General features: G+C 52.3%; 17 protein-coding genes. 7 read left to right on the forward strand and 10 right to left on the reverse strand.

The genetic code is table 11. The features are described from left to right. Positions 1-75 precede the first annotated feature (75 nt). Together AUQ41_RS10825 and AUQ41_RS10830 are read left to right on the forward strand one after the other, a co-directional pair. A complete protein-coding gene (locus AUQ41_RS10825; RefSeq protein WP_063088431.1) occupies positions 76-714 on the forward strand; it encodes a CDP-alcohol phosphatidyltransferase family protein in 639 nt (212 codons plus the stop codon). Positions 715-883: 169 nt separating this feature from the next. After that, the gene (locus AUQ41_RS10830) at positions 884-1,987 is read left to right on the forward strand and encodes an ABC transporter substrate-binding protein (protein WP_063088432.1); all 1,104 of its coding nucleotides are present in this window, start codon (positions 884-886) and stop codon (positions 1,985-1,987) included. An 81-nt stretch (positions 1,988-2,068) separates the two neighbouring features. On the opposite strand, the gene AUQ41_RS10835 is transcribed toward AUQ41_RS10830, so the two are convergent. From AUQ41_RS10835 to AUQ41_RS10845, 3 genes are all read right to left on the reverse strand, one after another. Further along, positions 2,069-2,416 (reverse strand): hypothetical protein, encoded by a 348-nt coding sequence (locus AUQ41_RS10835; RefSeq protein ID WP_063088433.1) that lies wholly within the window; start codon positions 2,414-2,416, stop codon positions 2,069-2,071. Positions 2,417-2,699: 283 nt separating this feature from the next. Beyond that, positions 2,700-2,972 (reverse strand): GIY-YIG nuclease family protein, encoded by a 273-nt coding sequence (locus tag AUQ41_RS10840; protein ID WP_063088434.1) that lies wholly within the window; start codon positions 2,970-2,972, stop codon positions 2,700-2,702. A gap of 170 nt (positions 2,973-3,142) precedes the next feature. Further along, the gene (locus AUQ41_RS10845; protein WP_063088435.1) at positions 3,143-3,925 is read right to left on the reverse strand and encodes an SDR family oxidoreductase; all 783 of its coding nucleotides are present in this window, start codon (positions 3,923-3,925) and stop codon (positions 3,143-3,145) included. A 355-nt stretch (positions 3,926-4,280) separates the two neighbouring features. Between AUQ41_RS10845 and AUQ41_RS10850 the strand changes: the two genes are divergently transcribed. The 4 genes from AUQ41_RS10850 (at position 4,281) to AUQ41_RS10865 (ending at position 12,501) form a co-directional block, all read left to right on the forward strand. After that, entirely contained in the window at positions 4,281-5,216 is a 936-nt protein-coding gene (locus AUQ41_RS10850) for an AraC family transcriptional regulator (protein ID WP_063088436.1), read from the forward strand. A gap of 196 nt (positions 5,217-5,412) precedes the next feature. Next, positions 5,413-7,863 (forward strand): tectonin domain-containing protein, encoded by a 2,451-nt coding sequence (locus AUQ41_RS10855; RefSeq protein ID WP_063088437.1) that lies wholly within the window; start codon positions 5,413-5,415, stop codon positions 7,861-7,863. A gap of 298 nt (positions 7,864-8,161) precedes the next feature. Then, entirely contained in the window at positions 8,162-9,949 is a 1,788-nt protein-coding gene (locus AUQ41_RS10860; protein WP_168173435.1) for a type II and III secretion system protein, read from the forward strand. A gap of 29 nt (positions 9,950-9,978) precedes the next feature. Beyond that, the gene (locus tag AUQ41_RS10865; RefSeq protein WP_063088439.1) at positions 9,979-12,501 is read left to right on the forward strand and encodes a tectonin domain-containing protein; all 2,523 of its coding nucleotides are present in this window, start codon (positions 9,979-9,981) and stop codon (positions 12,499-12,501) included. A gap of 242 nt (positions 12,502-12,743) precedes the next feature. On the opposite strand, the gene AUQ41_RS10870 is transcribed toward AUQ41_RS10865, so the two are convergent. From AUQ41_RS10870 to AUQ41_RS10880, 3 genes are all read right to left on the reverse strand, one after another. Then, the gene (locus AUQ41_RS10870; RefSeq protein ID WP_063088440.1) at positions 12,744-13,403 is read right to left on the reverse strand and encodes a 2-dehydro-3-deoxy-6-phosphogalactonate aldolase; all 660 of its coding nucleotides are present in this window, start codon (positions 13,401-13,403) and stop codon (positions 12,744-12,746) included. 80 nt (positions 13,404-13,483) lie between these two features. Continuing rightward, the gene (locus AUQ41_RS10875) at positions 13,484-14,416 is read right to left on the reverse strand and encodes a 2-dehydro-3-deoxygalactonokinase (RefSeq protein WP_063088493.1); all 933 of its coding nucleotides are present in this window, start codon (positions 14,414-14,416) and stop codon (positions 13,484-13,486) included. 108 nt (positions 14,417-14,524) lie between these two features. Further along, a complete protein-coding gene (locus AUQ41_RS10880; protein ID WP_063088441.1) occupies positions 14,525-15,535 on the reverse strand; it encodes a cation diffusion facilitator family transporter in 1,011 nt (336 codons plus the stop codon). Positions 15,536-16,041: 506 nt separating this feature from the next. Between AUQ41_RS10880 and katG the strand changes: the two genes are divergently transcribed. After that, entirely contained in the window at positions 16,042-18,225 is a 2,184-nt protein-coding gene (gene katG / locus AUQ41_RS10885) for a catalase/peroxidase HPI (RefSeq protein WP_063088442.1), read from the forward strand. Between the two features lie 203 nt (positions 18,226-18,428). On the opposite strand, the gene AUQ41_RS10890 is transcribed toward katG, so the two are convergent. From AUQ41_RS10890 to AUQ41_RS10900, 4 genes are read right to left on the reverse strand one after another with little or no spacing between them, the layout of a single operon-like run. Then, a complete protein-coding gene (locus AUQ41_RS10890; protein ID WP_063088443.1) occupies positions 18,429-19,538 on the reverse strand; it encodes a hypothetical protein in 1,110 nt (369 codons plus the stop codon). A gap of 3 nt (positions 19,539-19,541) precedes the next feature. Next, positions 19,542-20,150, reverse strand: coding sequence for a DapH/DapD/GlmU-related protein (locus AUQ41_RS20550; RefSeq protein WP_083952898.1), 609 nt, complete (start codon positions 20,148-20,150; stop codon positions 19,542-19,544). Then, complete coding sequence (locus AUQ41_RS10895) at positions 20,140-20,973, reverse strand: S9 family peptidase (protein ID WP_063088444.1); 834 nt, start codon at positions 20,971-20,973, stop codon at positions 20,140-20,142. Before AUQ41_RS10895 ends, AUQ41_RS20550 begins: the two co-directional genes overlap by 11 nt. A gap of 2 nt (positions 20,974-20,975) precedes the next feature. Next, entirely contained in the window at positions 20,976-21,998 is a 1,023-nt protein-coding gene (locus AUQ41_RS10900) for a hypothetical protein (RefSeq protein WP_143588767.1), read from the reverse strand. Between the last annotated feature and the right edge of the window lie 113 nt (positions 21,999-22,111).

Here is a 22,111-nt window from a genome sequence, read left to right on the forward strand (position 1 = left end):
AACAAACTGGTGATTTTCATTCCATCGAACTTGCGCTTATAGTCGCTGTTTCAACGAGATAACCGGAAACACCAGATGTTTGATGCCCGCCTGCGCCCGCTGATTGATGTGCCGTTGAATGCGATTGCGCGTACGCTTTCGGGCACGGGCATTACGCCAAACTTCATCACCGGCGTTGGCTTTTTCCTTGGCCTGCTGGCGGCAGGCTGTCTTGTGCTGAAACTTGATTACGCAGCACTTGTTTTGATCCTTGGATCACGGTTCATGGACGGGCTTGATGGCGCGGTTGCACGCCATGCAGCGCCACGGTCGCGCCATCCCAATGCAAAAAGCCAGGAAAGTGATCTTGGCGGTTACTACGATATCGTGTCCGACTTTCTGTTTTATTCGGGAATCATTCTGGCCTTTGCCATCGGTCGCCCGGAACATGCCCTGATGGCGGCGTTTCTGATTTTCTGTTTTGTCGGCACCGGGTCGAGTTTTCTGGCCTATGCGATCATTGCCGCCAAGCAGGGGCGCACGGATGGCGACGCCCAGGGCAAGAAGAGCTTTTTCTACCTGACCGGCATCACCGAAGGCAGCGAGACCATACTGGTCTTATGTCTTATTTGTATCTTCCCGGCCTCGTTTAACATGATCGCCGCCATTTTCGGTGCCTTGTGCCTGATGACCACGATGGGACGGGTGCTGCAGGCCAGACGCGACTTTGGCTAGGACTTGGGTTACGGTTATTGTGGCAAATATCGCAATATCAACCGCTTGAAACACATTCGGGGAACTGCCATATCGGATCTGTCGCCTTGTCGCTGACGATCATGACAGGATAAGGCAATAACAAAGGGCCAGCCTATCGGGCCGATCAAGAAAAACTGCAAGGAATAAAATGCGGTCCATCAGGTTTCTGAGCTCTGTCTTTGTCGGATGCTTCTTGCTGGTTGCCTGTGATCAATCAGGCCCGATCAAAATCGGTTTCATTGCCGGCCTGTCCGGCCCCGGATCGGATGCCGGAACGGACGCGCTTGATGCGTTGAAACTGGCCGCCCAACAGGTCAACACCGATGGCGGCATCAATGGTCGCATGGTGGAAATCATTCCACGTGATGATCTGAAAACACCGGAAGTGGCCCAAAATCACGTGCGCGAGCTCAAGCGTCTTGGCGTTGACGCGATTGTCGGTCCGATCATCAGCTCGATCGGCATGGCAATGCTGCCGGTGATCAATGAATTGGGTGTCGTGACCATTTCGCCGACGGTCTCTGCGGCCGACTTTGCCGGTTTTCGTGACAACCTGTTTCGCATGAACACCACTACGCGTGAGAATGCGCGTGCCTATGCCCGTCGCTATATTGATCAAGGCTATGAACGGGTCGGCCTTGCCCTTGACGGCCAGAACCAGGCCTTTACCGACAGCTGGTATCGGGAATTTCTTCTGGAACTTGATGCCCTTGACGGGCGGGTCATCTCCAAAATCTGGATCAATACCGACAATATCACCCACGCCGAAGCAGCGAGCCAATTGTTGGCCGACGATCCCGACGCCATCGTTCTGATCACCAACAGCACAGACAGTGCGATGATGGCGCAGGAAATCCGCAAACTGTCCTCAAGCGTTCCGCTTGCGGTCTCAGAATGGGCGGGTTCACAGGCCCTGATCGAGGTCGGTGGCGAGGCGGTCGAGGGCGTGGAACTGGCACAGGCCTATGACCGCTATGACACCAATCCGCGCTTCCAGAAATTTGTCGCCGCATTCAACGAAATGTTCGGTCGTCAGCCCGGCTATACCGCGGTTCTGGGCTATGACGCGGCGACCGTCCTGTTTGCCGCACTCCGTACCAAGCACCCGGATCAATCGCTTGCTGATGCGCTGACCAATCTGCCGCCGCAACAGGGGCTGCATCAGGAACTGGTGTTTGATGCCTTTGGCGATGGCAATCGCAACATCTATTTTGTGGCCATCCAGGACGGAAAATTCATCCGGGTCGACTAAACAACGCACATCATTGCAAAAACAAAAGCCCTGCACATGCAGGGCTTTTTCGTATCAGGTTGGTATCGCTATCAACTGATCCTAGTGATCGCTTTCCTCAAGGAAATGATCGCCAAGGCCGGTATCATATTCCATGCCGTCCTTGGTCAGAACGATGCTGGCCGGATAGCCTTCCTTGACCAGCCCCTTGCGGGCAAGGGCGACCCAGACAGCCGGGTTATCGAACCCGCTGGCATCGCGGGCGGCCACGGTAAACTTGCCAACATGAACGTGGTCGCCATGGGCATGGGGAACACGCAAAAGCGTTGCTTCGCCGGTGGCCTCGTCAATCTTGCCCGAATTCGGGTCCTTGGCAATCACCTGGGCCAGCACAAGGGTGCGCAGCTGCAGATTGTTGAGTTTCAGTGGATTTTTGCGAACGAATGCCATGATCGATGGTACCCCGGTTTAAATGCGTTATTTGCTAGAGCCTGTTGCGATTAGCTTGTACCGCTTTTGCCGAGGGCAGTCCTCTGTCCAGCAAGGAAAGGGTCGCAGAGCGTAGCGGTGCTACGGTCAAGACCCTTGACGCTGCAGGGCTGAGGAATGTCCCGGCCCGAAGGGTTCGCGAAACGCGAACGAAAGTTATGCAAGCTAATCGTAACAGGCTCTGGGACATATCTGTCACTTGGCGCAATGATGCAAGCCCTGATTTGTGTCCAAATCAACCAGCCTATCCACCTGCCAGCATCTTACGCAGCTTGCGATCGCGCTTAAGATGCCATTCCCGGCTCATCGCCTGCCCGAAGGTGCGGAACCGTTCGACATACACCAGTTCCCACTGCCGCCCGCGCGTGGTCTTGGCCCCCTTGCCGCTATTATGCGTGGCAAGACGCGCCTCAACATCGGTCGACCAGCCGACATAGGTCCGGGGCAAAGTGGCCTTACCCTGCCCCGGCCTGAAATCACATTCGCGCAGCACATAAACAAAGGTGAATGACGCCATGCTAGCACCACCCTTTGTGTTGGGCACTTGGTGATATGTTGGATTTCGTCACAGGGCGTGTCGAAAATGCCTGTTTGCGAGAACCGGCGCGCAGCGTACTTGACGTACGTGAGCACCGGAAGCGCAGCAAATGGGTGTTTGCAGACCGTCCCGTGACGAAAGGCGACATATCAGCCCATGGTGGAGTTGAAGGCACCACCATCAAGCAGGACATTCTGCCCGACCATAAATTTCGCATGCTCGCTGCACATGAAGGCACAGGTCGCCCCGAAATCAAGCGGATCACCAAACCGGCCCGTGGGAAGACCCGCCTGGGTTTTGGTGCGTGCTTCTTCCAGCGAAATGCCTTCGGCCTTGGACTTGTTGGTCATCAGCGCATTGATACGGTCCGTATCGTGCTGGCCCGGCAGGAGGTTGTTCATAATCACCCCATCCTTGGCCACCTGGCGCGAGGTCCCGGCAACAAAACCGGTCAGACCGGCACGCGCACCGTTCGAAAGGCCCAGATGCGGGATCGGCGATTTAACCGAACCCGACGTGATATTCACAATCCGGCCCCACTGGCGCGAAATCATGCCCGGCAGAACCGCAGTCGCCAGCAGGATCGGGGTGAGCATGTTGGACTGAACGGCGGCTTCCCATTCCTTCTGGCCCCAGTCGGACCAGATACCCGGGGGTGGGCCACCGGCGTTGTTGACAAGAATGTCCGGCGCATCGACAGCGGCCAGAACCTTGTTACGGCCTTCTTCGGTTGTGATGTCGCAAGCGACCGTTGTGACATTCACGCCATAGGTATCACGAATATATTCCGCGGTTTCATTCAGCGGCCCTTCGGAACGCGCATTGAGCACAAGATCAACACCGGCTTCGGCCAGTTTGATCGCGCAGCCACGACCAAGCCCCTTGGATGACGCACAAACGATGGCCTTGCGGCCCTTAATTCCAAGATCCAATGGATCCTCCCATGTTCAGGAATTCAGATAATGGCAGGAATTTAGCCCGCACGCCCCCTTGAGGTCAAACGCCCTTCGCAGCTTAAAGAGGCAAGGTCGAGTTATCCTCAAAACGCCGTCCTTGTGTCGGCTATCCGTGATCTCGACCCACAATGTCAGGAAGCATTTTGCCTGTATTGAGAGTTAGTCGCGATAAAATGCTGACTTCTGTTGCAGGCTACTGGGTTCTATCTTATTGTATGAGAAATAAAGAGATGGCCCAAATCAAGGGCTTAGATCGTCGTGGTCGCTTGCTAGGGACACAGCACAGCGTATGGCATTGCATTCGAAATTTACAATAGTCCGGTCGAAGGACTTGGCCGAACTGCAGGAAGTCGTTTCTGATTTTTCGTCGCCGGTTCAACTCACAATCAATCGACAAGGTGAAGAGATTGATGCCGATATGGCGCTTGCCATGATCGGGGATCAACCCTTTTTGCATGGCACTTTCGGGACAGCGCGTGTCGACTGGCAGTCTGCGGGGGCATGCCACGATACAATGGCGCTGTTCGTTCCTACCGATGGTTGGGGCGAAATCACCCATCTTGGCCGCACGTGGGATCTGACCCCCGATCAAGGCATGATGCGCGATCTCAGCATTGAAGCAACCGCCTATCAGGAACAGTTTTATTCTTATGTCCTGCCGATCTCTAAAACACGGATCAGGGAACATGCAAGAAGCCTTGGCGGCGAGCATCTGGGACTTTACCAGATAGAATTTGATCCGGTTGCCGACCTTGCGACCCCCGGCGGGCAAATGATCCGGCAATATATGCAGTTTCTTGAAAACTCCCTTAATCACGGGCTGCTGGATGATCCAAATATGTTGGTGGCATCCCAAGCCTGCGATCTATTGCTGACCCAGATCCTGACCCATCTGAAAAGCAATGTGCGGGATACCCTCACCGGCCAGGAAGTTTCGCGTGTTGTTCCGCGTCATGTCAAACGCGCACAGGACTATATCCACGCGAACCCGTCTGAAACCCTTGATATGGCTTCGCTTTCGGAAATTGCCGAGTGCAGTTACCGCACTTTACAGCGTGGCTTCATTGATGCCTTTGGGCTGACGCCGCGCCAATATATTCGCAAGGTCCGCTTAAAACTTGTTCGCAATGATCTGATGTCAACTGACAGCACGGACTCAGTTGCGACCATCGCCCGGCGATGGGGCTTTGGTCATATGGGACGTTTTGCACAGGAATATATGCAAGAATTTGGCGAGCGTCCGACCAAAACAGCACGCGAGGCTTAGGCCAAAATATCCAATTTTAGACACAGATATCCACTTCACGACAAAAAAGAAACGCCCTGGAAATATGCAGTTGCCGAACGCTTGGTCGCTACCTAAAGCAACTGTTAGCAGGCGCTGAAAAATCTTATGAATCGGTCTCACGCGGCCCGTATCCTGGCGACTGCTATTGACGAACTGCAGTGGTAAGGAACGACTAATGGCTTATCTGGTGTGGCAGTCGAAACGATACGCAGGTATTTTCCTGGCCGGTATCTTCGCACTGCTTTTCTTCTCGCATATCAATATGGCGCAGGCCCAAAACATTCAGACGCAACGCGGTGCAATTACCAGCAACGCGCTATGTGGTGCAGCTGACCTTTTCACCGGAGAGCTTTTACCTGCTTGTGGGTTTGAGAAGGCAACAAAGGTTGGTCAGGCCAAGGGTGAGTGCCCGCCGGGTTCTTTCTTCGATGTCGGGCTTTGGGCGTGCTACACCTGCCCGGAAGGCTATAATCGCACAGGTAATGCTGTTGATACCAATGTGGCCTGCTCCAAAGCAGTAAATCCCCCGGAGTTTCTTGCTGCAACCCGCGTTGGATCACATAATCGCTGCCCAGCAGGAAGTGAGACCGACCCGCGCAATGGCGGTGAATGCTGGAAATGCCCGGATGGTTACGGCCGTACCTGGGCCGCGGTCACAGAGTGGAATGCCTGCGGCAAGGCATTCGCAAACGCGCGTTCTGCTGAATTTCTTGGGTCGGTTTGCCCGTCAGGGACATTTGCGGACCCGAATGGCGGCTGTTACAGCTGCCCTGAAAACTCGGTGCGCACTTGGGAAGCCGTCTCGCATCCGCGTGCATGTGTCCGTAACGAGCTCCTGACCGCAGCAAATAGAGAAGCCCCTCTGACATGTGAGCCAGGCGAGCATTTCGATTTCGTCGATGGCGGGACGTGCTGGAGCTGCCCGAAAGGTTCGACCCGTTCTTTAAGTGATGTCAGGTCAGACAAGGCTTGCGAATTCCTGACCATGCGCTGGGAAAGCACGCCGCGTACAACGAACGGTCTGTTCGCCATCCCGGGCGGGATGGAAATTGTCGCAGACATCCTGAAAACGCCGGATGCGGTTGAAAGCGTTATCCGACGCTATATGGAAGCGCAGAAAATCACTGACGAATCCTACTTCACCGATGCAATGGAAGTGATTCGGACTGAACCTGAACAATCACCAGCCCTTTTGGTGGCAGTATATGAACGCGTTGTAAAACTGATTACCCAGGGCTACAAACATCCCTACGAACTTGATTTCCTGACCTATTTTGCGACCTATATTCAGGACACCCGCAAATGGACGGCAACGGAAATGAGCCGTTCGTGGGAAAGCTGGCAGCGCGGTGTCGCTTTGCGTGCCGGTGCAAATAACATGCGCACAAATATGGCGCGTCTGTATGATGTCGGCTACCGGCCGCCATCGGTGGACACTCTGGTTGATGCAGGCGTGAATTTGGCACCAAGTGCCGCCGTCGCGCTTGCATATGCGGCTGCGATCAAGGTGGAAGCTTTCGCGTCGGCATTCCAAAATGCGGCGGGGACACTTGCTAAAAAGATCCTGCCCTATGCGTTTCGCGATACGGCAAGGTACGCAGGGATTGGTGCCAGAGCCTTTTCTATTCCATTCGTTGTTGTCACTATTGCATCCATTGTCACAAGTATCGCGGCCGAAAATGCCGAGGAAATGGACAAGCAGGAATCGATCGTCCTTGATGCGCAGCAGATCGCCAAGCGTCCGATTAACTTGAACCTGATGCTGCAACAGGACTCCACGCGCAATGAGTTGATGACCAACTGGGCTTTGATGACCCAGGAACCGATCAAGCCGAACCCTGCCCATTGGGCATCCCTGATGCGCGATATTGCAAAGGCATCCCCGAATGTATCAGGTACAAAATGGGTTGATCACGACCAGATGGCACGCGATATCGCCATTGCAACAGACGGTTCGGTCTTCATCCTGTCGGACAAATTGCTTGAACGTCAGCAGACCATGAACGATGGCGTCATAACCCTTCGTGATGTTGCCGAGGAAGGTGAGGCTTCGCGGGTCATGATGTTCAATACCCAGTCTCAAAGGTTTGAAGACATTTCAGGTCTTGCGGCAAAACGCATTGCCGTTGCGGGCAATATCCTTTGGGGTATCAATGATCAGGGGCAGACCTTCTATGCCTATGGCAATAGTGCCCCCTACAAGGTCAACGTCATCCAGGGGCCCAAAGCAGTTGATATCGCCGCGACAGACGGGAATGTCTGGATGCTTGACGAACAAGGCACGCTCCATCGCCTTGAGAATAATCGCTGGATGCGTCAATCCGGCCAAGCAGCCAGTATTGATGTTGCAAATAATGGTCAGCTTTGGGCCGTCAACGAGAAACAGGAAATCTGGATGCAGGATGGCGGCCAGTGGCAACGCATGAGCGGTGCCGCAACAGACGTCGCTGTGTTCCAGTCCGGTTTAAGCTACGTCGTTGGCACGGATGGCAAGATCTATAGCTATCAGTCTGACAAGAAAAGCTGGGCCGCAACCGGGAATAAAACCGACGCGGTAAAAGTTGCTGCGGGCGGAAACCAGCTGTGGCGTATCACCGCATCGGGCAAAGCGTCCCAGTGGCGCTAGGTCCTCGCCTGAAAAGGGGGCGCGTTTTAACGTTGCCCCCTTTCTTTCACGCTTCCTTTTCCTTTTTCCCTTCGCGGGAAACCACTGCTTAGACATAGCGGGGTATAGCGGCCTGGTGTGGCTGCAATAAACCCTAAAAGGCTTTACGAGAATGATTTCAAAGAAAAATATGCGTCTCTCTGGTGCTGCATTGCCGATTATCATGATGCTTGCAGGCTGCCAAACACTGGGAGAACCGGGATTTTCGACTTCGAATACATCTCTGGGCACAAAAGATCAGGGGTTTGAAGTCGCATCGATGCGCAATACCAGTGTTATTCATGAGCTGGTCAATGCCTCGATGGGAAAATTGCAATCGAATGAATTTGAAGAAGCGTCGCGGCTTGTAAATGTGGCACTCAAGATGGATATCACCAATTCGGACCTGCAGTTCCTGAACGGGTTTGTTTATCACCTGATGGGCAAGTCGGGTGATGCGTCGAAATTTGAACTGGCGGAACAGGGCTATAAGCAGTCCCTTCAATTCGATCCGGGTAACATAGTCGCCCAATATCAGTTGGGTCATCTTTACATGGATCAGCGTCGCTATGGGCTGGCACAGCTGGAATTTGCCGCCGTTGCGCAGCATTACGGAGATGACCCGCATGTACTTTATAACCTTGCCGCCGCGTCCTATTACGCCCATGACCCCAAAACAGCCGAAGGGGCTCTTAAGCAATTGATAGAGATTGCTCCGGAAAAGGCTTCTGACCCCAATGTGGTAAAGGCGATGACTGTCAGTCTGGCGGCGATGAATGATGCGGCCGCACGCAATTACCTCGAAAGCTATCGTGATTTTGTTGATGATCCCGGCAAGGTCAGGATGCTTGAGCGACGGGTGTCGGGTTGGGACAGTTTTTATGAGACCGATGCCAAAGTCCTGATGGCGCAATTCCAGAGCGCTGACCCCTATGCGCTTCCATCCCAACCTTCGCAGCCATCCTATGGCGGATCCGGTTCAGCATATGGTGGGTCGGCATATGGTGGGTCGGCATATGGTGGCGGGACGGCCCCGTTGCCAACTGTTGACGTTCCGGGTGCAGGTGGGTCCTTTAGTGACACATCCATGGTGGTGGTTGATGTTGTCCTGATCGGTACGCAGGAAGATGTTCGTCATTCACGCGGTGTCAATTTGCTTAATGGCTTGCAACTGCAATTCGGTGATCCACTGTCTGGTACCCCCGGTTATTCTATCGGGTCGAACCGGGTGAAGGATTACCACAATGACGGTTTTGAGCGGAGCACCCAGACCATTACGCGCTTGATTTCTATTCCTGCGGTGACCTATTCATTGAATATTGCCAACTCTGCCGACGCGGACAATCAGGTACTTGCAAAGCCAAGCCTGGTGGCCCAAACCGGTCAAACATCCGAATTCTTCTCGGGAACCGAAATTCTGGCTGCCGCAGTTTCCGGTGGTAATGGGGATAGTGTTTCGGTCCAAAAAGAGGTTGGTGTCAAACTGGCGATAACGCCCGAGATCTTGCCAGACGACATGCTACGCCTGCATGTCGTGGCCGAACGTACCTTTTTGACCGACCCTTCAAACTCGGTTGTCTTTGAGTTCCGTCTCGATACGACCAAGACCAACGTCAATTCCACTGTCACCATGAAATTTGACGAAACGCTTATTCTTGGCGGATTAAGCGAACGCGAAACATCGAAATCTGTCGATGGTGTGCCTTTGCTGATGGATATTCCGGGACTCAACATGCTGTTCTCTCAGCGCACCGAACGCGAATTTGAACGATCGGTTCTGATCCTGCTGACGCCGCGTCGACCGCAATTCGCCCGTCAATCCGAAGAAAGCCGCGATGCTGTAATCGAACAGCTTTCCCCGCTTGAGCAGGACCTTGAACGCTTGCATCGCCGTCATCAGGATTGGTTTACCCCCCGTCCGGCCTTTAACGAGATTCTTGGCAAAATCCAGGGTCAGGAATTCTTCAAGGAATTCCGCTCTGGCGATGTTGATCTCGTGTCTTGGCATGAAGATGAAACAGTTCAAGACAACATCGCCATGGTTCAGTCACGTATTCTGATGCAGTGAGACACCCTTTGCTAGAAGGAACGTTGCGTTTGGAAAAGAAGAAGCTTGCCCTTGTTTGGCTTGCCACGTTTTCGGTTGCTCTTGGCGTGACAAATACTGTGCATGTTGCAGCACAAGAAGCACCACCCCCGCCGTCTGCACCGTGGGTGCCGCTATCAGGTTCTGTAGCCGATATTGCGATGAATGCCGATGGTCAGGCCTATGCGGTCGGCCGGGATGGGACGGTATGGCGGTGGGACCGTATTGAAGTTCGCTGGCGTCCGATGTCGGGGAAAATGCAACGTATTGCCGCTGCCGAAGGCAATCGCCCTTGGGCGGTGTCGGACGACGGAACTGTGTTTCGTTATAATGGTTTGTGGTGGGAAAACCGGGCAGAAGACGTTGTCGATGTTGCAGCCGACACTCTTGGAAATGTTTATATCGCCAAAAACGATGGTGCAGTTTTCAAATGGTACGATCTGCGCAGTGAATGGCGTCCGGTAACAGGCAGCGCGGTTAGACTTGCGCTTGATTATGACGGCACGCTTTGGGCGGTTGCGTCTGACGGCACAGTTCAATCCTTTGACGGGGAAAGCTGGCAGGCATGGAATGGACGCGCGCGCGATATTGCTGCGGGGGGCATCGGGCAAGTCGGAATTGCCACACCCGAAGGGGACATTCGACTTTTGAGCGAAGCGGATGCCGCATGGACGAAGCTTGCCGGGATTAATGATGTCGTCAGTTTGGTGATCGCGCCTGACAGTGCTGTCTGGGCTGTTCAGAGTGATGGCGATCTCTATACCAATAGGCCTGTTTCATCGACGGGGGAGGAAGCCGAAAACCAGCGGGCAAAACCGATCACCGCCCGCTCAATCACCCCCGAGAGCATTGCGGCAGAGGTTCCGTCAGCGCCCGTTCAGTCTGCGCAATCAATAGCTGCCCCGGACGTTTCGACACAAACCGCGGTGGTTGAAGACACTCCGCCAAACCAGGATCGGGGGGGGGTGATTGATCCAGCAACGATAACGGCTGATGGACCAATCACGTTCTTTGATACAAACAAGTCAGCAGACCGTATTGCCATTGGCAAAGATGGCAGCATCTTCGCACTTGATTCGGACGGCAATGTCCTGCGCTGGTCCAACAGTCGACGCGATTTTGAGAGCTTCCCGGGATCTCTCGTGCGGATTGCTGTTGACCCCGAAGGCACGCCATGGGGAATTTCCAATCTTGGCAGGGTCTTTTTCAATAACGGTACGAAGTGGGAACAGGTGCAGGACGCAACCGCCTCCAACATCGCGATTGGATCGGGCGGGACTGTTGTGATTGCTGATGCATCCGGTACGCTTTTCAAGTTTGACGAGACCAGAAAACGCTTCAACCGTATACAAGGAACCGGGGTTGATGTTGCCGTTTCGCCTGATGGTGATGTTTGGGTGATCAATGCCGATGGCTTCGTTCAGCGCTGCGATGACTTTCCCTGCAAGCTTTTGCCGCAAAAGGCGAGCGATATTTCCATCGGCCCGGATGGCCGCGTCTGGATTGTGTCCGAGCAGGGTCGTTTGATGCGCTTGAAAAAAGATGGGTCAACGTTCGAGGTGGTAACCACCCTGGGGCAGGAACCGCGTGATGTGGCCAGTGGCCCGAACGGGTTGCCTTGGTTTGTTGCGACTGACGGCAGTGTTTTTGCCTCGTCTTATTTCGAGCGGGATGAAAGTGAAGATCGCATGATTGCGGCACGCAGCAGCGGTGATACCGTCGGCACTGGGGCAAGTGAAAGTCCGGTTTCAGATAGCCCGTCTGCGATTACATTTTCCAAGAACATGCGCTTTGATACCCTTGATAACGGCGATATCACAAGCGGCGAGGCCTGGATCGAGGCCGGAAACGATGAACTTGTCTATGCCTACAGCACTCAGACCCGCAGCTTCCATACCTATGACGAACGCCGCCGAACCTTTGTTTCGAAAAAGACAGTTCTAGGCACGAATAGCTACGAGATTGAAGGCTTTGTTGTCGATTCCAACGGTGCAATCTGGGCAGATGTCAATAATGTCGGACAATCAGCAACTTTGCAGGGGCTGTATCGCGATTTTGACGGTTCGTTGCGCAAATATGATGATCCGTGCAACACGATTGAGGATGTTGGTATTGCGCCTGATGATACGCTTTACGTCGTTTGCAGCTTTGCCAGCGGCAATAACAAGCTCTATCGCAAGCCGTCGAATTCCGCGACCTTCCGTGAAATCCGATCAACTGTGAGCATCGACAAAGTTGCTGTTGGGCGCGCGCAAGAAATCTGGGTGATCGATTTTGATGGCTATGTGCGTCAGTGGGATGGCCAAGATTTTGTGAAGCGTCCACGCACAGGGCAGGAAGCGAGTGCGATCAGTGTCGGAGCAGATGGTTCTGTCTATATCCGCATCAATAATGACCTAGCAAAATGGAACAGCGCCAACCAAAGCTTTGATAAGGTCAACAATATCGAAATCAATCACCTGACCGTTGATCAGACCGGCCGACCATGGATCACGTTCGATACTGCGCCAGAAATCAAACGCGCACGCCAATAGGGGCATCCTCAGCCAAGCCAATCGCATGTTCCATTATGTGCAATTGGTATGGTCTATCGCGTCCAAGCCCCTTCCCGTGGACTTTTCTGTCCTCGGGTAAAAGAAAACCCGGCAGATGATCCTGCCGGGTTTTCAATTTTGTCTTGGCTGTCTACTCAAGTCACAACATCTGATTTCCGAGTTCTCGGGTATCGCATATGGGCTATCGATCCCGATGAAGTTTGCGGTCTCGCCAGATGAGCCTAGCCAAACACCGCATCATGCGCGCAGACATAGGCGATGGCGGCCTTTGACACATCCCCCGCCGTCATGCCGGGCTTATAGATGCCCGAACCAAGGCCAAAGCCATCACAGCCCGCCTTGGCATAGACGCTAAAATCATCCGGGCCGACACCGCCAACTGCATAAACCGGCACATCTTTTGGCAAGACCGCGCGCATTGCCTTGATGCCCTCAGCACCGATGATGCTGGCCGGGAAAATCTTAAGCCCGTCTGCCCCGGCCTTGATCGCGGCAAAGCATTCGGTGGGCGTCAAAACACCGGGCCAGGAGCCCATACCAAGTTCCTTGGTTTTGGCGATCACCTCGATATCGCAGTTGGGCGATACGACAAATTCACCGTTCGCCGCCTTCACATTGGCAACGTCATCGGTTGTCAAAACCGTACCCGCCCCGATCATCGCGGCATTCCCGACCGCCTCTTTCATGGCAGAAATGCTTTTAAGCGGTTCGGGGGAATTGAGCGGCACCTCGATCATCGTGATCCCGGCATCGACCAGCGCGCGCACCATATCAACGGCCTCGTGGGGCTGCACGCCGCGCAGGATCGCGATCAGTTTGCGATGCCCGGCACCTGAGGTGCTATCGGTGATCTGATCATTGACGGATGTCGGATAAGCCATAACTGTCTTCCTGTTTGTTAAGCCCGCTTGCATTTCATGCATCCGGGGCCGAATAGATCGGGAATTAAATGCAACATGCTTTAGCCCGTCACAACGCCGTAAGCACGCGACAGCCCGGCAAGCGTAATCGCAGCCCCGTCCTGCGGCGTTGCCTTGTGGTTATGAACCGCCAAGGCCGCCTGATAAAGCGATGCCAGCTTGCCTGCTCCGATCAGGGCAATGTCATCCCCCGGTGCAAGGCGACCTAACACATCGGCAATCTCGGCCCCGATGACCGTACCCGACAAAACCGCTGCCCCCGGCGCAACAGATGCATCCCCCTTTGCCACCAATGCCCCTGCCCGCACGGTAAACAGACTGTGCAGGAAGGCGGTTGGCTGTTCGGATGCCTTGCGCACCGCATCGGCAAAGGCAGCATTGTCCCAGGCATCATCGACCGAATGACGCAGGATCGATTGCTGTGACAGCAACGCAAACACCTCGCCACTCATATAGGTGCGAAATGCCTTGATGCTGCCATCGCCGACCTGCGCCCATTTCGAATGGGTACCGGGCAAACAGACCCAACCGGAAAAATCCGGGTTCTGCGCCATAAAGCCAACAAGCTGGGTTTCCTCGCCGCGCATGACATCAGGGTCACCGCGCTGACAAAGCCCCGGCAGGATAAAAACAGAAATACGAGGATCACTCACATTTGGCGTTACCGCCCCCTTGGCCAGATCGGATGGCCGTGCCGGCACATCGCAATAAGGCGCCTCGATCCAGCCCTGCTTGGCGCCAGCCATGCCGCAAATCACCACCGGCAGCTTTGCCGGGTCAGCGCCCAGCCAATCTTCGATCAAGCCGATCAGGACCGCCTCGAACGAAAGTTTGGGGTCGCTGGCAATCGCATTCATACCCAGCGGACTTTCCGCCGAACCAAGGATGTTCGCGGTATCATCCATCGCCCAGAGGCGCAGGTTTGACGTCCCCCAATCAACCGCGATCCAGCTCGGGAAGATCTTTTTAGTCATGTTCGAACGCATCCCTTCCCGTGAAATTCCTTATTGGTTTTATTCCTCATACTATTTCGCGCACGCCAGTTCAACTGCAACCAGCGCACACGCCAATAGCACCTAGCTTTAGACCGGGTGGGTTAAGGGGGCGGCATCGGGGCCACTGCCCAATTCATCGAGAATCTTCTGATGGGCGCGCCAGTTCTGTGCTTCGATAAACACTTTCGATACTTCGGGAATTTCGGCGCGAATATCGCTTTCAAGCCGCGATACGGCGGCCTCCAATGCGACCGATGTGACCGTATCTTCGAAATCAACACTGACACACACAATCAGGCTTTGCGGCCCGTGATGCAGGGTAATGATCTCGTTGACCTTAAGGATGCCAGGAATGGCCGCGACCATATCATTGATCTTCTTGCGGCTTTGGCTGTTGGCACTTTCACCGATCAAAAGCCCCTTGCACTCAACCGCCAGCATAAAGGCCGTCACCGCCAGAATAAGCCCGATCATCACCGATGCCAGCCCATCAAGAACCGGCATTTCAAGCAAATACGCCGCCGCAATCCCGACACACGCCACAACAAGCCCCAAAAGGGCGGCTGAGTCCTCAAACAAAATGACGAATACGGTCGGGTCCTTGCTGCTGCGTACCGCCTTGATCAGCGACACATTCGGATGCTGTGCCCGGAAGGTGATATAGGCCGTGCGAAACGCCAGGCCTTCGAGCACAATCGCAATGACCAGGATCGAAAACACCACGTGATAGGTGCGGATATCAAACCCGCCAAGGGTGGCTACCACATGCACATCCAGCGCATGCGGATGAATAACCTTGTCCACCCCTTCCCAGATCGAAACGCCTGCACCAAGGCCAAAAATCATTACCGCCACCAGGAACGACCAGAAATAGGTCTCCTTGCCATAGCCCAGCGGATGCCGTTCATCGGGTTCACGGGTTGAAAGCTTCAAGCCCAAAAGCAAAAGCCCCTGATTGCCGGTATCAACAAGCGAATGAATGCCTTCTGACATCATCGCGGCTGATCCGGTAATCGCCGCCCCGCCAAACTTGGCCACAGCAATCAGCAAATTGGCCGCTGCCGCCATATAGATGGCACCTTTTGAAGAATGAGACATATGGGGATTTCCGCTTTCTGTGGGGCGATGATTTGGCCTGGCAACATTCGGGATCAGGAAAACCCCGCATGTTTAAAGCCTTAAGAATGTGAACTCGAACACAGTCTACCCGACTGATTGCAAATGTCACGGCCCCAACCGCCCCCCGGCCAAAACCGGCACTTTCACCACCCCAAATCAATTCATCGATAAAAACTATCGAAAACACATGAAATAACTATTTCCCCTATTACCTGTATCGTTGTTAGCCTTCTCAAAGCGATGGGAAACCCGTTGCGCAAAATTGATTACCCCGTGTCGCATTGCGATCCCTGAGTTGATGATTACCTTCAACATGAAACCGTCACGCATAACTTCTGGTTTCATCGTGCCGGTTTTGGTTAAACTAGGTCAGGGAGAAACAACAAACGGACGCAACACATCAACGCGTCCCACGACCGCGCGATACACGCGATACGGGTCCAGGAGCTGTTTAAAACATCTCAGCCACGACGGAGAGAGAAAAAATGGACGGAAAACATACCGCAGGGAAATGTCCGGTAATGCATGGTGGCATGACCGAGACGGGCAAATCAGTAAGCGACTGGTGGCCAAAGACGCTTAATCTCGACATTCTTCACCAGCACGACACCAAGGTGAACCCCTATGGTGAAGACTTCAACTATGCCGAAGAATTCAAAAAGCTCGACCTTGAAGCGGTCAAGACCGACATCAAAAATCTCATGACCGACAGCCAGGACTGGTGGCCGGCCGACTGGGGCCATTATGGCGGGCTGATGATCCGTATGGCTTGGCACTCTGCCGGCTCGTACCGCTTGGCCGATGGCCGTGGTGGCGGCGGCAAGGGCAACCTGCGTTTCGCCCCGCTGAACTCCTGGCCTGACAACACCAACCTTGATAAGGCGCGCCGTCTTCTCTGGCCGATCAAAAAGAAATACGGCAACAAGCTTTCCTGGGCTGACCTGATCATTCTGGCCGGCACCATGGCTTATGAGTCGATGGGTCTTAAGGTCTTTGGCTTTGCCGGTGGCCGCGAAGATATCTGGCACCCGGAAAAGGACACCTATTGGGGGGCTGAGCGCGAATGGCTGGCACCATCTGACAATCGTTATGACGATGTCTCCAAGCCCGACACCATGGAAAATCCGCTGGCCGCGGTCCAGATGGGCCTGATCTATGTGAACCCGGAAGGGGTCAATGGTCAGCCAGACCCGCTCAAGACCGCCGCCCAGGTGCGTGAAACCTTTGCCCGCATGGCAATGGATGACGAAGAAACCGCTGCCCTCACCGTCGGTGGTCACACGGTTGGTAAAACGCATGGCAATGGCGATGCATCGCTGCTTGAGGCCGAACCCGAAGCCGCCGATGTCCATGAACAGGGCTTTGGTTGGATGAACCACACCAAGCGTGGCATTGGCCGCGATACCGTGACCTCAGGCATCGAAGGGGCCTGGACCACCCACCCGACCAAGTGGGATAACGGCTATTGCAAGCTGCTGCTGGGTTATGAGTGGGAGCTCAAGAAAAGCCCGGCCGGTGCCAACCAGTGGGAACCGATCGGCATTAAAGAAGAAGACATGCCAGTCGACGTTGAAGATCCGTCGATCCGCCGCATGCCAATCATGACCGATGCCGACATGGCAATGAAGATGGACCCGACCTATCGCGCCATCATCGAGAAATTCAATAACGACTTTGAATACTTCTCCGATTGCTTTGCCCGTGCATGGTTCAAACTGACCCACCGTGATATGGGCCCGAAGGCCTGCTATCTCGGCCCGGATGTGCCGAAAGAAGACCTGATCTGGCAGGACCCGATCCCGTCAGTTGACTACACCCTCTCGGACTCCGAGATCGCCGATCTCAAATCCAAGCTGCTCGGTCTTGGCGTTTCCCCGACCGATCTGATCAACACCGCGTGGGACAGTGCGCGCACCTTCCGTGGGTCGGATCGTCGTGGTGGTGCCAACGGCGCACGTATTCGCCTGGCCCCGCAGAAGGAATGGGAAGGCAACGAACCCGCACGCCTTGCCAAGGTTCTCAAAGCACTCGAAGACTTCCAGGCTGGCCTTGCCAAGAAAGTCTCGATTGCCGATCTCATCGTGCTCGCCGGTACGGCCGCGGTTGAAAAGGCCGCAAAAGATGCCGGGGTTAACATCACCGTCCCGTTCGCACCGGGCCGGGGTGACGCAACCGATGAAATGACCGACGCCGATAGCTTCGATGTCCTCGAACCGCTTGCGGATGGTTTCCGCAACTGGTCGAAAAAGGACTATGTCGTCTCACCGGAAGAAATGCTGCTCGACCGGGCACAGCTCATGGGCCTGACCGCTCATGAAATGACCTGCCTGATCGGTGGTATGCGGGCCCTTGGCACCAACCATGGCGGCACCAAACACGGTGTCTTCACCGACCGCGAAGGTGTTCTGACGAATGACTTCTTCGTCAACCTGACCGACATGGGCTACAGCTGGAAACCGGCGGGCGACAACCTGTATAACATCGTTGATCGCAAGTCCGGCGAAACCAAATTCACCGCCACCCGCGTGGATCTGGTCTTCGGTTCCAACTCCATCCTGCGCGCCTACGCCGAAGTCTACGCCCAGGACGACAACCACGAGAAGTTCGTCAAGGACTTCGTCGCGGCCTGGACCAAAGTCATGAACGCTGATCGCTTTGATCTGGCGTGAGGGGCTGATGGCCTTGATGTGATTTGGAGCTTTAGGGCTTTGATGTGAGAACACCCCCGGTCGGATGGCCGGGGGTGTTTTTTATGTTTAAAAGGTATGCAAATCAGAAGGAGATTGAGGTTAAATATTTCTATATTTCTCGACCCACAAATATAGAAAACTTTCTGATTTTTATACTTGATGAAGATTGATAAGTGATCACCCTACTTTCGGTACGCTTCATTCTGTAGAGCATAGTACCAACGCATTTTGGACGTACTAACATCTGAAACTAAATCTTCTATTTTTTCTTCTGCGGCCGCTACTCCTAGTTCCTGCGCGACTCCACCTCCCGGAATTAGCGAAGTTATTGCAGCTCCCCAAAAACGATATTTCTTCATCTTCGATTTCAAAGCCAATTCTCTTTGAACTACCTTATTGGAATATTTAATGAAAAAATCTTTCGATATTGTTTCCCCTGCTTCGAGAAGACTGTTTAGCTCTGATCTCATTGAATCAACGGCTTTGTCATCTCGAATAAATCGAATAACCGCATCAATATTGTTTGGCTTTAAATCCGGAATTACGGCATCAAATAAAAGATTAGCCTGTCGCAACAACTCCAAATTATCCACATTATCCCGCCAACTCAACGCATATAGCTTTTCGTAGTAACCCTTTGCATCATCCCAGTCGAGAAATGGACTACCAACCTGATTGCGAATCAAATCGTTTATAAAAATTTGAGCAATCAGTGGCTTAACAATTTCCTTTATATGGCCGACATCCGACTGACTATAACGAGAGCGCTTACGCTCTAGTAAACCATTCAAATGCGTGAGTAATTTCTCTCTGCCAACATTTCCACACTCATTGACATATTGAAGAACCCCCGAATGTACCGTGTTTGTTTCTTCGTTTTCTTCAGAACCATAAAGTTCATGAAAAGAAGAGAACTCGTCTTTAAGCGCTCTCCACTGCGCTTGGACGACACGAAACCAGGGGATCGGATCCTCCAAAGCCAGCTCAACTTTTTTTTTGATTTCTGGAATTTTATCGTCGACGATCTCATTATAATCAATTGTCTTTAGCAGACCTTCAGTCTTGAGTCTGATAAGAGTATCAGCCATCGGTGACAGAAACTCGCGCTGCCCAGACACTACGAAATCAAACGCTTGTGCGTCCATGATAAAACTGTTGCCAATCATCAACGCTGTATAGTCTAGGTCCAACTCTCCGCGAATCTCTTTTGCCAAGGGAAAAACAGCGTGGTCTGGGAGAGGAATACTTAGAAATGGATTGTGTAAACCAAATGCTGTGAACAAAAACTGCATTTCTCACCCCAAGAAGAAAGGACTGTGTCGAAGCTTTCCATTCCACTCTCTATAGTGAATTACTTTCCCGCCACGAGACACAATATGCTTTTCTGGCACATCCGAATTTACAACAGCACCAGCACAGATATAAGACTTACGCCCCAGCTTTACTCCGCCAACAACAAGGGCACCAAGGCCGACGAAAACGTCACTCTCCACAACAGGGGAATCTTCTGAATCTTCATGATGATCCCAGTCCATTGAAGCGTCACTATGCAAATGAGTAAGGGTGCCCAGTATCCGCGACCGATCCCCAATCACAGTGTTTTCAGGAATAAATCCACCAATTACACAGTTTTTCCCAATTTTCGCGCCTCCGCCAATTGATGCGCGATAGATCACTATTGTATCATCTCCAATAATCACACCAGGATCAACGGATGTGTAACTATCCAACACGACCCTTTCGCCGATAGTGACACCTGTGCCGACAACACAATATGGACCGATAAAACATACTTCAGGCAACACAGTATTGACAGTTGGTGCCATTTTTGACTCAACACAACCCGATAACAAACGTAATGGTGCATTTATTACAGCAGTTTCGTGAATACTTCTAACACCCATTTTTTATACCACTTTCAATTAGGGATACCATTTTACCGACATTTCTAAGCGTTTCCTTTGACTTTCCTGTTTCATCACCTTTTGCAGTAAAACCGTGCTCCATGCCACCAAAGCTCGTTAATTCCGCGCGCTGTACTGCTCTAGAAATGTCCCGAGAAATATCAATTGGAACCATATCATCTTCATCTCCATGGAAGATCGACACTGTTCCTTTGCACAACAGAAAGTTAGATAAAATGTTAATGGACGCCATTTCAGAAAAGAGCCGACCAGTCATGTAAAAATCGTCATTTAGGTAGACCGGATTACCGCGCATGGCATCCATCTGCCGCTCCGGCGAAAAGTTCTCTCTTCCCCAAGCTGTCTCTGGGTTCAGAAACGTACGGTTATAATCAAGAACTGGCGCTAGAAGAAAGCGCTTACCCAGCACCTCATTTCCCAACCACCTATCAATCATGATACAAGGTGGTGCGCCAAAACTGATACCAAACAACGATATGCGGCTGTTTGGGATCTTATCCTTTACCCAATGAATTACATTAAACAAATCGAATATTTGAGAAGAAATCGAAAAATGACTTGGTGATAAGTTGCTCTCTCCATGCCCTCGGAAATCAAACCTTAAGGTAGACACACCTACCTCGTTTAAACTTTTCTCCATCGTGACCAGAAAATTCAAGTATTCATTTTTATCCGTCGAAATGCCGTGACACATTATCAACAGCGGCTCGTGACGATTATTGTTTTCATTATTTGCACGCGACAATATTACTGGTATTTTGCAACCATCAACTTCGTGAAAAAAACATTTATTATCCTCCATTACTACACTCCTTCTATTTCCTTGACGTACGACTGAATAAATTTCAACAAGTCATCCACACCAAACAGATCGAGAGCCGCTTTCGCCTCCACGACTGCTTTCAAATGAGTCCTGCTGATAGACGAATGAGACAAGAGGCTATCAAGCAGTTGACTGTACTCATCTCTTATTAATGACCAAAAATGCCTTTCCCCCTCAAGAGGCTCGCGACTTGATATCAGATTCCTTTTAATCCCCGCAGCCAAGACATCGCCAAATTGCTCAAATGCGACACGCCCACGCTGCAACCAAGGCCGATGCGGCAATTGGTATGCGGTACCAGCTGCCGCCTTGCGCACGTGAAAATTGGAAACATAAATAAAATGCCAATCTTCATTGTAAACGTAAGGGAAAAACCCTCTAACATCCGGCACCTTAATTAAGATGCAATTTGCTGCGACACTAACACCTGTTTTCTTTTCTGTTGTAATTCTATTAATATGATCAATTGTTGAAATATCTGGAAAATCCAAAACATAGAACCCCACCATGGAGAAACCTTCACTTAATAAATACACTGCTTTGCGAAACATTCTTTCTTCAATATAAATATCATCATCAAGTAGCATAACTTCGGTAAAACCATTTTTTCTTGCGTGACAAAGTGCAAAATTTCTTTTTGCGGGCAGATCATATGAAACAGAATGTACTAAAGATGGATTATTGCTACTTTTCATGCCTATGAGGTCATGATGAAATGTTTCAAACCCTTGGGCAAATTCATCTGCACTACCAAGCAGAGATAGCACTGAATCCGGCAGCGTAATTGCTGAATTTGAATTTCCGATAACAATAACATTCCTAGCAAATTTCTGGAGATCTTGATAAAATCCGTCAAAACCTATGCACTTAGATAGTATTGTTGGAATATAGATTGCGTCAATTTTTCGCCATTCATCAGGTGTGTGTTTCACGGGCGTCAATTTGAATTGCATAAATTCTCTCGGAACGACACACGAACGTTCTTTTTCTACCACGCTAGCCACAAGCGCTCTCCCCCTCCGTCACGGAAACTAAACAACTTATGGTAGCATACGTCATCTTTGACGTCACATTAAATTTAAGTTCCCTAATACACAGTCGCCCGCTCGCCCCTTGA

The sequence above is a fragment of the Thalassospira sp. MCCC 1A02898 genome (assembly GCF_001618185.1).
Taxonomy (GTDB): Bacteria; Pseudomonadota; Alphaproteobacteria; order Rhodospirillales; family Thalassospiraceae; genus Thalassospira; species Thalassospira tepidiphila.

What these genes read in the sequence shown, in the direction of transcription:
- AUQ41_RS10825 (WP_063088431.1), top strand. Translation starts at nt 76, where the DNA reads ATGTTTGATGCCCGCCTGCGCCCGCTGATTGATGTGCCGTTGAATGCG.
- AUQ41_RS10830 (WP_063088432.1), top strand. Translation starts at nt 884, where the DNA reads ATGCGGTCCATCAGGTTTCTGAGCTCTGTCTTTGTCGGATGCTTCTTG.
- AUQ41_RS10835 (WP_063088433.1), bottom strand. Translation starts at nt 2,416, where the DNA reads ATGGCATTCGTTCGCAAAAATCCACTGAAACTCAACAATCTGCAGCTG.
- AUQ41_RS10840 (WP_063088434.1), bottom strand. Translation starts at nt 2,972, where the DNA reads ATGGCGTCATTCACCTTTGTTTATGTGCTGCGCGAATGTGATTTCAGG.
- AUQ41_RS10855 (WP_063088437.1), top strand. Translation starts at nt 5,413, where the DNA reads ATGGCTTATCTGGTGTGGCAGTCGAAACGATACGCAGGTATTTTCCTG.
- AUQ41_RS10860 (WP_168173435.1), top strand. Translation starts at nt 8,162, where the DNA reads ATGCGCAATACCAGTGTTATTCATGAGCTGGTCAATGCCTCGATGGGA.
- AUQ41_RS10870 (WP_063088440.1), bottom strand. Translation starts at nt 13,403, where the DNA reads ATGGCTTATCCGACATCCGTCAATGATCAGATCACCGATAGCACCTCA.
- AUQ41_RS10875 (WP_063088493.1), bottom strand. Translation starts at nt 14,416, where the DNA reads ATGACTAAAAAGATCTTCCCGAGCTGGATCGCGGTTGATTGGGGGACG.
- AUQ41_RS10880 (WP_063088441.1), bottom strand. Translation starts at nt 15,535, where the DNA reads ATGTCTCATTCTTCAAAAGGTGCCATCTATATGGCGGCAGCGGCCAAT.
- katG (WP_063088442.1), top strand. Translation starts at nt 16,042, where the DNA reads ATGGACGGAAAACATACCGCAGGGAAATGTCCGGTAATGCATGGTGGC.
- AUQ41_RS10890 (WP_063088443.1), bottom strand. Translation starts at nt 19,538, where the DNA reads ATGCAGTTTTTGTTCACAGCATTTGGTTTACACAATCCATTTCTAAGT.
- AUQ41_RS20550 (WP_083952898.1), bottom strand. Translation starts at nt 20,150, where the DNA reads ATGGGTGTTAGAAGTATTCACGAAACTGCTGTAATAAATGCACCATTA.
- AUQ41_RS10895 (WP_063088444.1), bottom strand. Translation starts at nt 20,973, where the DNA reads ATGGAGGATAATAAATGTTTTTTTCACGAAGTTGATGGTTGCAAAATA.